General features: G+C 61.9%; 11 protein-coding genes. 8 read left to right on the forward strand and 3 right to left on the reverse strand.

Annotation, left to right across the window (positions count from 1 at the left end):
• Positions 1 to 12: 12 nt before the first annotated feature.
• The 5 genes from rpsR to IAE40_RS09525 all read left to right on the forward strand — a co-directional run bounded on the left by rpsR (position 13) and on the right by IAE40_RS09525 (position 5,659).
• A complete protein-coding gene (rpsR, locus tag IAE40_RS09505) occupies positions 13 to 243 on the forward strand; it encodes a 30S ribosomal protein S18 (RefSeq protein WP_003249563.1) in 231 nt (76 codons plus the stop codon).
• A 33-nt stretch (positions 244 to 276) separates the two neighbouring features.
• Positions 277 to 1,167 carry a hypothetical protein gene (locus tag IAE40_RS09510; protein ID WP_054894539.1) on the forward strand — a complete coding sequence of 297 codons (891 nt, stop codon included), beginning with the start codon at positions 277 to 279 and terminating at the stop codon, positions 1,165 to 1,167.
• Positions 1,168 to 1,187: 20 nt separating this feature from the next.
• Positions 1,188 to 1,634 (forward strand): 50S ribosomal protein L9, encoded by a 447-nt coding sequence (gene rplI / locus IAE40_RS09515; protein ID WP_003249568.1) that lies wholly within the window; start codon positions 1,188 to 1,190, stop codon positions 1,632 to 1,634.
• Positions 1,635 to 1,746: 112 nt separating this feature from the next.
• The gene (dnaB, locus tag IAE40_RS09520; RefSeq protein ID WP_054894540.1) at positions 1,747 to 3,144 is read left to right on the forward strand and encodes a replicative DNA helicase; all 1,398 of its coding nucleotides are present in this window, start codon (positions 1,747 to 1,749) and stop codon (positions 3,142 to 3,144) included.
• A 214-nt stretch (positions 3,145 to 3,358) separates the two neighbouring features.
• Complete coding sequence (locus IAE40_RS09525) at positions 3,359 to 5,659, forward strand: YgiQ family radical SAM protein (protein WP_200603082.1); 2,301 nt, start codon at positions 3,359 to 3,361, stop codon at positions 5,657 to 5,659.
• Positions 5,660 to 5,722: 63 nt separating this feature from the next.
• On the opposite strand, the gene IAE40_RS09530 is transcribed toward IAE40_RS09525, so the two are convergent.
• Positions 5,723 to 6,310, reverse strand: coding sequence for a TIGR00730 family Rossman fold protein (locus IAE40_RS09530; protein ID WP_054894542.1), 588 nt, complete (start codon positions 6,308 to 6,310; stop codon positions 5,723 to 5,725).
• Between the two features lie 372 nt (positions 6,311 to 6,682).
• On the opposite strand from IAE40_RS09530, the gene azu reads away from it, so the two are divergent.
• Entirely contained in the window at positions 6,683 to 7,129 is a 447-nt protein-coding gene (gene azu / locus IAE40_RS09535) for an azurin (RefSeq protein WP_054894543.1), read from the forward strand.
• A gap of 111 nt (positions 7,130 to 7,240) precedes the next feature.
• Here the strand turns inward: azu and nadE are convergent, their stop codons facing one another.
• Together nadE and pncB are read right to left on the reverse strand one after the other, a co-directional pair.
• Positions 7,241 to 8,068 carry an ammonia-dependent NAD(+) synthetase gene (gene nadE, locus IAE40_RS09540; RefSeq protein ID WP_153774199.1) on the reverse strand — a complete coding sequence of 276 codons (828 nt, stop codon included), beginning with the start codon at positions 8,066 to 8,068 and terminating at the stop codon, positions 7,241 to 7,243.
• Between the two features lie 3 nt (positions 8,069 to 8,071).
• The gene (gene pncB / locus IAE40_RS09545; RefSeq protein WP_054894545.1) at positions 8,072 to 9,277 is read right to left on the reverse strand and encodes a nicotinate phosphoribosyltransferase; all 1,206 of its coding nucleotides are present in this window, start codon (positions 9,275 to 9,277) and stop codon (positions 8,072 to 8,074) included.
• 471 nt (positions 9,278 to 9,748) lie between these two features.
• On the opposite strand from pncB, the gene IAE40_RS09550 reads away from it, so the two are divergent.
• Entirely contained in the window at positions 9,749 to 10,885 is a 1,137-nt protein-coding gene (locus tag IAE40_RS09550) for a branched-chain amino acid ABC transporter substrate-binding protein (RefSeq protein ID WP_054894546.1), read from the forward strand.
• A gap of 158 nt (positions 10,886 to 11,043) precedes the next feature.
• Entirely contained in the window at positions 11,044 to 11,958 is a 915-nt protein-coding gene (locus IAE40_RS09555; RefSeq protein ID WP_054894547.1) for an ABC transporter permease subunit, read from the forward strand.
• Position 11,959: the final 1 nt, after the last annotated feature.

Below are 11,959 nucleotides of genomic sequence, written 5' to 3' on the forward strand. Positions count from 1 at the left end.
GGAGCCTATTAAATGGCACGTTTCTTCCGTCGTCGTAAATTCTGCCGCTTCACTGCTGAAGACGTGAAAGAGATCGACTTCAAAGATCTCAACACCCTGAAAGCTTACGTATCCGAAACCGGCAAGATCGTTCCAAGCCGTATCACTGGTACCAAAGCTCGTTATCAGCGTCAGCTGGCTACCGCTATCAAGCGCGCCCGCTTCCTGGCCCTGCTGCCCTACACCGACAGCCACGGCCGCTGAGACCGGGTCGTCGACAAGTAGTAAGGGATAGGCATGCGAGCGTTGGCTGATTTCATCATGCGCGGTCGTGTGCAGGCCACTGTCGTGGTGGCTGGTTGTGCGGCATTGCCGCTGTTGTTCTGGTTGAGTGCCGCCGCCGGGAGCCTGGTGTTCCTGCGGCGTGGTTTCAAGGACGCATCCTCGGTCATCGTGTGGGGCATCTTGCCCGCGCTGGCCTGGTGGATCTTCGGTGAGCCGCGCACCTTGATGGTGCTGCTGGGGACGCTGGGGCTGGCTGCGCTGTTGCGCGCCGGGCACTCCTGGAACCGGGTGCTGTTGTCCAGCATCGCCTTGGGCCTGTTGTACGGTGTCATCCTCGGTTCAGTGTTCCGCGAACCGATCGAAGCTCTGGCGCGAGCGCTTGAAAAAGCCCTGCCGCAGATGCTCGACGGTCTCTACCAGCAGTTGTCGGTAGAGGAGCAGGCACACCTGGGGGCACTCATCGTACCGGTGCTCAACGGCCTGATTGCAGCTTTGCTGCAGGTCGTCAGCGTTCTGGCCCTGATGTTGGGCCGGTACTGGCAGGCCGCGTTGTACAACCCGGGAGGTTTCGGCCGCGAATTTCAAGCGGTGCGGATTCCCCTGGTGCCGGCACTGGTGCTGCTGGCGTGCATGGTGTTCGGGCCGAACTTCGGTTCCGCCGTCGCCTTGCTTACGCCGCTGTGCAGTGTGCCGCTCATGTTCGCGGGCATTGCCCTGCTGCATGGGCTGGTGGCCCAGAAACGCCTGGCCAGATTCTGGCTGGTGGGGTTGTACGTGACGCTGGTGCTGTTCATGCAGCTGACCTATCCGTTGCTCGTGGTCTTGGCCATTGTCGACAGCCTGATTGATTTTCGCGGTCGCCACTCCCCCAAGGGGAATGATTCCGCGAACGGTGAAGGTTAAAAGTTAAGAGGTTTTACCAAATGGAACTGATCCTGCTGGAAAAAGTCGCCAACCTGGGCAACCTGGGCGACAAAGTAAAAGTTAAGGCTGGTTACGGCCGTAACTTCCTGCTGCCATTCGGCAAGGCCACCGTTGCCAACGCCGCTAACCTGGCTGCATTCGAAGAGCGTCGTGCAGAGCTGGAAAAAGCCGCTGCCGACAAGAAAGCTTCGGCTGAAAGCCGCGCTGCCCAACTGGCCGAGCTGGAAGTGACCATCACTGCCACCGCTGGCGACGAAGGCAAGCTGTTCGGTTCGATCGGCACCCACGACATCGCTGATGCCCTGACCGCCTCCGGCGTTGAAGTGGCTAAGGCTGAAGTTCGTCTGCCGAACGGCACCATCCGTCAGGTTGGCGAATACGACGTAGCTGTGCACCTGCACAGCGACGTTGAAGCCACCGTACGCGTGGTCGTCGTAGCTGCCTAAGCTGCGCTGACTGACTGGCCCCTTGCGGGCCAGCCGGTTAACATCGGGCACGGTCCTGTTTTTCAGGCCGTGCCCTTTGTCTTTTTGAACCCCCCAGAATTCTTGCGTGGCCATGAACGAGATTACCAATCCCGAACAGCTCGACCTGCAAACCGCTGCCCTGAAGGTGCCGCCGCATTCCATCGAGGCCGAACAGGCTGTGCTCGGTGGCTTGATGCTGGATAACAACGCCTGGGAGCGAGTGCTGGACCAGGTGTCCGATGGCGATTTCTACCGGCATGACCACCGTCTGATTTTCCGTGCCGTGCACAAGCTGGCCGATGCCAACCAGCCGTTCGACGTGGTCACCCTGCACGAGCAGTTGGACAAGGAAGGCCTATCGACCCAGGTCGGTGGCCTGGCGTACCTCGCCGAGCTGGCCAAGAACACTCCGTCGGTGGCCAACATCAAGGCCTACGCCGCGATCATCCGCGAGCGGGCGACGCTGCGCCAATTGATCAGCATCAGTACCGACATCGCCGACAACGCCTTCAACCCTCAAGGGCGCAACGCCGAAGAGATTCTCGACGACGCCGAGCGGCAGATCTTCCAGATCGCCGAGGCGCGGCCCAAGACCGGTGGCCCGGTGGGGGTCAACGAGCTGTTGACCATGGCGATCGACCGTATCGACACCTTGTTCAACTCCGACAGCGACATCACCGGTGTTTCCACCGGCTTTACCGACCTGGACGAGAAGACCAGCGGCCTGCAGCCCGCCGACCTGGTCATCGTCGCCGGCCGTCCGTCGATGGGCAAGACCACCTTCGCCATGAACCTGGTCGAGAACGCAGTGCTGCGCAGCGACAAGGCTGTGCTGGTGTTCTCTCTCGAGATGCCTGGCGAATCGCTGATCATGCGTATGCTCTCGTCGCTGGGTCGCATCGACCAGACCAAGGTCCGCTCCGGCCAGCTCGACGACGATGACTGGCCGCGCCTGACCTCGGCGGTCAATCTGCTCAATGACCGCAAGCTGTTCATCGACGACACCGCCGGTATCAGCCCCTCGGAGATGCGTGCACGTACTCGCCGCCTGGCGCGTGAGCATGGCGAGATCGCGCTGATCATGGTCGACTACCTGCAGCTGATGCAGATTCCGGGCTCGGCCGGCGACAACCGGACCAACGAGATTTCCGAGATCTCGCGCTCGCTCAAGGCCCTGGCCAAGGAGTTCAACTGCCCGGTCATCGCCCTGTCGCAGCTCAACCGCTCCCTGGAGCAGCGCCCGAACAAGCGCCCGGTCAACTCCGACCTTCGTGAATCCGGAGCGATCGAGCAGGACGCCGACGTGATCATGTTCGTCTACCGTGACGAGGTGTATCACCCCGAGACCGAGCACAAGGGCGTGGCGGAAATCATCATCGGCAAGCAGCGTAACGGTCCGATCGGTTTTGTCCGCCTGGCGTTCATTGGCAAGTACACCCGCTTCGAGAACCTGGCGCCGGGCATGTACAACTTCGACGACGACGAATAACCACCCGGAGCTGAATCGGCCCCCTGTGGGAGCGGGTTTACCCGCGAATGCGATGTTTAACCCGCCATCGCATTCGCGGGTAAACCCGCTCCCACAGGGGGCGATGTTTTTCTGGGCGATCACTATGATTCCGACCACCACCGTCGGATTTGGTCAAAATTTGTGCTATATTCCGCGCCCGCGATTTCCCTGCACACCAGAACCGGTCACTGACATGCAAGCAGCCAAACCACTCTACGACTATCCCAAGTACTGGGCCGAATGCTTCGGGCCAGCGCCTTTCCTGCCGATGAGCAGGGAGGAGATGGATCAGCTCGGCTGGGATTCCTGCGACATCATCATCGTGACCGGTGACGCCTACGTCGACCACCCATCGTTCGGCATGGCCATCATCGGCCGCCTGCTGGAAGCCCAGGGCTTTCGCGTCGGTATCATTGCCCAGCCGAACTGGCAGTCCAAAGATGACTTCATGAAGCTTGGCGAGCCGAACCTGTTCTTCGGTGTCGCGGCCGGCAACATGGATTCGATGATCAACCGTTACACCGCCGACAAGAAGGTGCGTTCCGACGACGCCTACACGCCTGGTGGCCTGGCCGGCAGCCGTCCGGACCGCGCCAGCCTGGTGTACAGCCAGCGCTGCAAGGAAGCCTACAAGCACGTGCCGATCGTGCTCGGTGGCATCGAGGCCTCGCTGCGCCGCATCGCCCACTACGACTACTGGCAGGACAAGGTCCGCCACTCGATCCTGGTCGATGCCAGCGCCGATATCCTGCTGTTCGGCAACGCCGAGCGGGCGGTGGTCGAGGTTGCCCAGCGCTTGTCCAACGGCGAGAAGATCGAGTCGATCACCGACGTGCGCGGCACCGCGTTCATCCGCCGGGACACCCCCGAGGGCTGGTACGAGATCGACTCCACCCGCATCGACCGTCCAGGCCGTGTCGACAAGATCATCAACCCCTACGTCAACACCCAGGACACCCAGGCCTGCGCCATCGAGCAGGCCAAGGGCGAGGTGGAAGACCCGAACGAAGCCAAGGTCGTACAGATTCTCGACAGTCCGCGCATGACCCGCGAGAAGTCGGTGATCCGTTTGCCATCGTTCGAGAAGGTACGCAACGACCCGGTGCTCTATGCCCACGCCAACCGCGTGCTGCACCTGGAAACCAACCCAGGCAACGCCCGCGCCCTGGTGCAGAAGCACGGTGAAGTGGACGTGTGGTTCAACCCACCACCCATTCCGATGAGCACCGAGGAAATGGACTACGTGTTCGGCATGCCCTACGCGCGCGTCCCGCACCCGGCCTATGGCAAGGAGCGCATCCCGGCCTACGAGATGATCCGCTTCTCGGTGAACATCATGCGCGGCTGCTTCGGCGGCTGTACCTTCTGCTCGATCACCGAGCACGAAGGCCGGATCATCCAGAACCGCTCCCACGAATCGATCCTGCACGAGATCGAGGAAATGCGCGACAAGGTACCGGGCTTCACCGGCGTGGTCTCTGACCTGGGCGGCCCGACCGCCAACATGTATCGCATCGCCTGCAAGAGCCACGAGATCGAGAAGCACTGCCGCAAGCCGTCATGTGTGTTCCCGGGCATCTGCGAGAACCTCAATACCGACCACAGCTCGCTGATCTCGCTGTATCGCAAGGCGCGTGCGCTGCCGGGGGTAAAGAAGATCCTCATCGCCTCGGGCCTGCGTTACGACCTGGCGGTCGAGTCGCCGGAGTACGTGAAGGAGCTGGTCACCCACCACGTCGGTGGCTACCTCAAGATCGCCCCGGAGCACACCGAGCGTGGTCCGCTGGACAAGATGATGAAGCCGGGTATCGGCAGCTACGACCGCTTCAAGCGCATGTTCGAGAAGTACTCGAAGGAAGCGGGCAAGGAGCAGTACCTGATCCCGTACTTCATCGCTGCGCATCCTGGTACCACCGACGAAGACATGATGAACCTGGCCCTCTGGCTCAAGGGCAACGGTTTCCGCGCCGACCAGGTGCAGGCGTTTTACCCTTCGCCCATGGCGTCGGCCACGGCCATGTACCACTCGGGCAAGAACCCGCTGCGCAAGGTCACCTACAAGAGTGAGGGTGTGGAGATCGTCAAGAGCGACGAGCAGCGCCGCTTGCACAAGGCGTTCCTGCGCTACCACGACCCGAAGGGCTGGCCGATGCTGCGTGAAGCGCTGACCCGCATGGGGCGCGCCGACCTGATCGGCCCGGGCAAGCACCAGTTGATCCCGCTGCACCAGCCGCAGACCGACAGCTACCAGAGCGCGCGTCGCAAGAACTCGACGCCGGCTGGCAGCCACAAGGTGGCCAAGGAGCAGAAGATCCTCACCCAGCACAACGGCCTGCCGCCGCGTGCCAGCGATGGCAGCAAGCCGTGGGACAAGCGCGAGAAGGCCAAGGCCGAGGCATTCGCCCGCAACCAGCAGGCGGCCAAGGAGCGCAAGGAAGCGGCCAAAGGCGGCAAGGGCAAGAAGAAGCCGCGCCAGCCAGTGATTCCGCGCTGACCTCCAGGCCCGCAAGGAACATGGTGGGGGCGAAGCGCCGTCCCCACAGGTTCTGTAAAACGATCAATCAGGCTTGTGATCGACCCACTTCGGCGCCACCGGGGCGATGAAGCTGTCCATGCCATCGAGCAGCTCATCCGCCTGCTGACCGAGCAACAGCATCGCCCGGTGCTGCGGCCGCACGAAACCTTCCTCGACGATATGGTCGAGGAAGCCGCCAAGCTTTTCATAGAAGCCATTCACATCCAGCAGCCCCAGCGGCTTGGCGTGATAGCCCAGTTGGCCCCAGGTCCAGACCTCGAACAACTCTTCCAGCGTACCCAGCCCACCCGGTAGGGCGATGAAGGCATCGCTGAGCTCGGCCATGCGCGCCTTGCGGGCATGCATGCCGTCGACCACCTCCAGGCGCGTCAGCCCTTTGTGGCCGACTTCGGCGTCCATCAGGCTCTGCGGGATGATGCCGATGACTTCGCCACCAGCGGCCATGGCAGCATCGGCGACGATGCCCATGAGGCCGACGGCGCCACCGCCGTAGACCAGAGTCAGGCCGCGGTGGGCGATGGCCTGGCCGAGGGCGATGGCGGCCTCACGATAGGCCGGGTTGGCGCCGATGCTGGCGCCGCAGAAGACACAGACGGAACGTACGGGCATTGCTTATCTCCAGTGCAGTTCACCCGCTGCGCAGGCAGCGGGGCACACAGGGTAAGGCGCAATGCCGCGTGCTCCAAGCGTCGAGTTCACTCCGGTCGGGCGAACTCGCAGACCGCCGCACCGGTTGCGCCGCACGCATAGGCAGCCAACAGGCCGCGCATGAAATTTCCGAGATTCATGGCACTTGCTCCTAAATGAGAGGTTGTCCCATCGTCTATCAAGCAGGCATGATGTGCTCTTAGATTGTTTGTATACAATCCATTGAACAATACTACTGGCTGGCTCATTGATGGCCCTTGATTCAAATCAGCAAGGGCCTGGCCGGTTTCAGGCAGTCTCGCAATTGATAAAACCCTGCCAAGGAGATTCACGATGTTTGCGAAAGCTGTAGCGGTATCCCTGCTGACCCTCGCCAGCGCTTCTGTCTTTGCCGCCGACTGCAAGGTGACTGTCGACTCCACCGACCAGATGTCGTTCAACACCAAGGAGTTCACCGTCGACAAGAGCTGCAAGACCGTCGAGATCGAACTGACTCATGGTGGCAGCCTGCCGAAGAACGTCATGGGCCATAACCTGGTGATCAGCAAGACGGCCGACATGCAGGCCATTGCCACCGAGGGCATGACCCAGGGTCTGGACAAGGACTACATCAAGGCTGACAACGCTGCGATCATCGCCCACACCAAGATGATTGGCGCTGGTGAGAAAGACACCATCAAGCTGGACACCTCCAAGCTTGAAGCCGGTGGCGACTACAGCTTCTTCTGCACCTTCCCGGGCCACATCTCGATGATGAAGGGCAAGGTTGTCGTCAAGTAATCAAAGGCTGACGCTGAACCCTGTGGGAGCGGGTTTACCCGCGAATGCGATGTCGAATCTACCGACGCATTCGCGGGTGAACCCGCTCCCACAGGTCTTTCTGCAGCCTGATCAAGGGGCGAACGGCAGTTCGCGCTTGTGCTGGGTCTTGCGGTAGGTGGCGACGATGATGTCGAACGCTGCCTGGTCAACCGGCTGCCCATGCAGGAAGTCATCGATCTGCTGATAGGTCACGCCATGCGACGCCTCGTCCGGCTTGCCTGGTTCCAGGTCTTCCAGATCTGCAGTTGGCACCTTCTCCACCAGCGATTCCGGCGCACCGAAGCTGCGCGCGATCGCCCGCACCTGGTTCTTCACCAGCCCGCTCAGCGGCGCCAGGTCACAGGCACCATCACCGAACTTGGTAAAGAAGCCCATCACCGCCTCGGCGGCGTGGTCGGTGCCGATCACCAGGCCTGCGCGCGCGCCAGCGATGGTGTACTGGGCGACCATGCGGGTGCGCGCCTTGACGTTGCCGACGACGAAGTCGACCAGGGTCGGCGAGCCGTTCTTCAGTTCCGCCACTTCGGCGGCCAGGGCCCTGACAGCCGGGGCGATATCGACGGTGTGCACTTCGTCTGCCTTGATCACCTCCAGGCAGGCCTGGGCGTCGTGCTCGTCGTGCTGCACTTGGTAGGGCAGGCGCACGGCGATGAAAGTGTAGGCCTGGTCGCCGGTCTCGGCGCGCAGTTCATTGACAGCGCGTTGGGCGAGCAGGGCAGCGGTCAGCGAATCGACGCCGCCGCTGATGCCTAGCACCAGGGTCTTGAGCCGGGCGTTGGCCAGGCAGTCCTTGATGAAGGCCACGCGCCGGGCCACTTCCTTCTCGAGCGCGGCGGCGTCGGCGAAGGGCGGCTGTACCTTGAGCGCCTGGGCAATCTCTTGCTGAACGGCTTGCATGGGTTACTCCTTGCTAGGGACTTTGAATACGTGACGCAGGTAGGCGACGAAGTTCTCGTCGCGGCATTGGGTCTTGGCGGCTTCGTCGGAAATCTTCGCCACTGGCGAGCCGTTGCAGTCGGTCATTTTAAGCACGATGCTCATCGGCGCCACACCCGGAATGTCACAGGTCAGGTTGGTGCCGATGCCGAAGCTGACATTGATGCGACCGCGCAGTGCGCGGAAGATCTGCAGGGTGCGCGGCAGGTCCAGGCCATCGGAGAACACCAGGGTCTTGGTCATCGGATCGATCCCCAGCTTGCGGTAGTGCGCGATGGCCTTTTCCGCCCAGGCCACCGGCTCGCCGGAATCGTGGCGCAGGCCGTCGAAGAGCTTGGCGAAGTACAGGTCGAAGTCGCCGAGGAATGCATCCATGGTGATGCAGTCGGTCAGGGCGATGCCGAGCAGCCCGCGGTACTCGCGCACCCAGCAGTCCAGCGCGGCGATCTGGCTGTCGATCAGCCGTGGGCCGAGTTGCTGGTGGGCCATGATCCATTCGTGGGCCATGGTGCCAAGTGGCTTGATATCCAGTTTCCATGCCAGGTCGACGTTACTGGTGCCGACGAAGCGTGCCGGGAAGTCATCGCGCATCACCCGCACCACTTCTTCCTGCACGCGGCTCGAGAAGCGTCGGCGTGTGCCGAAGTCGGCGACCTGCAGGGCGCCCAGCTCCTCTTCGCTGGCATTGGCGCGCAACCAGTCGAACTTGCGATGGAGCTGGTCGCGCGCAGCGTTCAGGCGCATCTGCGGATGCAGGTGGCGGTTGCGCACTTCACTGATGATCGCCAGCAGCGGCACCTCGAACAGGATCACGTGCAGCCACGGGCCGCGCAGGCGCAGGAACAGCTGGTCGTGCTCGATGCCGATGCGCAGGTAGCGCAGGTTGAAGCGGAACAGGCCGAGAAAGCGCAGGAAGTCGGGCTTGAGGAAGCTGATGCGCTCGAGGAAGGTCAGTTGGCCGTCGTCGAGGGTGAGGTCGGCCAGCCGTTCGATCTGCCGGCGGATTTCGCCCAGATAGGGGCGCAGGTCTTCGCCATTGCGGCAGCGGAATTCCCATTCCACGTCGGCGTCCGGGTAGTTGTGCAGGACGCCCTGCATCATGGTGAGCTTGTAGAAGTCGGTGTCGAGCAGGTTATGCACGATGCGCTCGGCGAATGCGCTCTCGCTCATTGAATGGCTCCAGGGCGGCGATTGGTGCCTATTGTGCCAGCTTCGAGAGGGGGCCAGGGATTTGTGGTGGCCCCTTTGCGGGGAAACGCCGCCTGAATGCGAAAAGGCCATCATCGATAAACCACCATTCCCCGTCACAGCGTCTAGCCTTGAAACAGTGCCTGCCTGTAGCAGTCGCGCACCAGCGGTGTGCACTTCGGTGACGTCATGCTGTTACAGGATGGTTGCACGTAAACACTTGCGAGGGTTGCAATGATGGCACCTTGCGGTTGCTCCTTTGTTTTGCGTTCAGTGGCGCCTGCCCTGTGGCAGACGGTTGCACGCTCAATAAAGAAACGACCGCCGGAGGTCTGCAGTGGCCCAGCGAAGTGTGTTTTCCCGGAAGACAAAACCGATGGCACGGCCCTTGCTCAGAGCACAGGGTTGATGAAGTTGTAGTGCCAACTAAAAAAACTCTAGGAGCACCACCTCATGTCGCAGACGTTTTACAAGAAAGGTTTCCTGGCACTGGCCGTGGCTACGGCACTGGGTGTTTCTTCGTATGTACAGGCCGACGTAAAGATCGGCGTAGCGGGCCCGATGACCGGCGCCAACGCAGCGTTTGGCGAGCAATACATGAAGGGCGCCCAGGCGGCAGCCGATGTGGTCAACAAGGCCGGCGGCATCAACGGCGAGAAGATCGTCCTGGTCAAGGGCGATGACGCCTGCGAGCCGAAGCAGGCCGTGGCCGTTGCCAACCGCCTGGTCGATCAGGACAAGGTGATCGGCGTGGTCGGACACTTCTGCTCCTCCAACACCATTCCCGCCTCCGAGGTGTACGACGAAGCGGGCGTCATCGCGATCACCCCCGGGTCGACCAACCCGCAGGTCACCGAGCGTGGCCTGTCGGCCATGTTCCGCATGTGTGGACGTGACGACCAGCAGGGCATCGTTGCCGGCGATTACATCGTCGATGTGCTCAAGGGCAAGAAGGTCGCGGTCCTGCACGACAAGGACACCTATGGCCAGGGCCTGGCCGATGCGACCAAGGCGCAGCTCGAGAAGCGCGGCGTCAAGCCTGTGTTGTACGAAGGCCTGACCCGTGGCGAGAAGGACTTCAGCGCCGTGGTCACCAAGATCCGCTCCACCGGTGCCGACGTCGTCTACTTCGGCGGCCTGCACCCGGAAGCCGGTCCGCTGGTGCGCCAACTGCGCGAGCAGGGCCTGAAGGACGTCAAGTTCATGTCCGACGACGGTATCGTCACCGACGAACTGGTGGCCACCGCAGGCGGTGCGCAATACACCGACGGGGTGTACATGACCTTTGGTGCCGACCCGCGCCTGCTGCCGGACAGCAAGGCGGTGGTCGAGGAGTTCCGCAAGGCCGGCACCGAGCCTGAAGGCTACACCCTGTACGCCTACGCCTCGATCCAGGCGCTGGCCGCCGCGTTCAACGGCGCCAAGTCGAACAAGGGCGAAGACGCCGCCAAGTGGCTCAAGGCCAATCCGGTCAAGACCGTCATGGGCGAGAAGAAGTGGGACAGCAAGGGCGACCTGACCGTCTCCGACTACGTGGTCTACCAGTGGGATGCCAACGGCAAGTACCACCAGCTGGAAAAACAAAAATAACAACGGCTCGCGGCCCGGGCGCGTTGGCGCACCGGGCCCAGCCCCGCGGTATTTGTACTTTATCCGTAGATCTGCACAGTCCTGCGCGGCGAGGGACGCTCTGCCCTTGCCCTCGCCGTGGTCGGCGCTCGTGCAATCTCAACAGGTGAGATTGCGTTATGGATGGTATTTTCCTGCAGCAACTGATCAATGGGCTGACCCTCGGGTCTGTCTATGGTCTGATCGCCATCGGCTACACAATGGTCTATGGCATCATCGGCATGATCAACTTCGCGCACGGCGAGGTGTATATGATCTCCGCGTATCTCGCGGCGATCAGCCTGGCATTGCTGGCCTACTTCGGTATCGAATCCTTCCCGCTGCTGATGCTTGGCACGCTGTTGTTCACCATTGTCGTCACCGGTGTCTATGGCTTCACCATCGAGCGCATCGCCTACAAGCCACTGCGCAACTCCACCCGCCTGGCGCCGCTGATCAGCGCCATCGGTATCTCGCTGATCCTGCAGAACTACGCGCAGCTCAGCCAGGGGGCGCGCCAGCAAGGCGTACCGACCCTGCTCGAAGGCGCCTGGCGCGTCGATATCGGCACCGGCTTCGTCCAGCTCACCTACACCAAGATCTTCATCCTGGTTGCCGCCTTCGTCGGCATGGGCCTGCTCACCTATGTCATCAAGTACACCAAGCTCGGGCGCATGTGCCGCGCCACCCAGCAGGACCGCAAGATGGCGTCGATCCTCGGGATCAACACCGACCGGGTGATCTCCTATGTGTTCGTCATCGGTGCGGTGATGGCAGCGCTGGCGGGTGTGCTGATCACCATGAACTACGGCACCTTCGACTTCTATGCGGGCTTCATCATCGGCATCAAGGCGTTCACTGCCGCGGTACTCGGGGGCATCGGCTCGCTACCGGGCGCCATGCTCGGCGGGATCATCCTGGGCATTTCCGAGTCGCTGTTCTCTGGGCTGGTCAACTCCGACTACAAGGACGTCTTCAGCTTCTCGCTGTTGGTGATAATCCTCATCTTCCGTCCACAAGGCCTGCTCGGTCGCCCGCTCGTGGCTAAGGTGTGAT

Origin of the sequence: Pseudomonas sp. S44 (genome assembly GCF_016624805.1) — a bacterium.
Classification (GTDB): domain Bacteria; phylum Pseudomonadota; class Gammaproteobacteria; order Pseudomonadales; family Pseudomonadaceae; genus Aquipseudomonas; species Aquipseudomonas machongensis.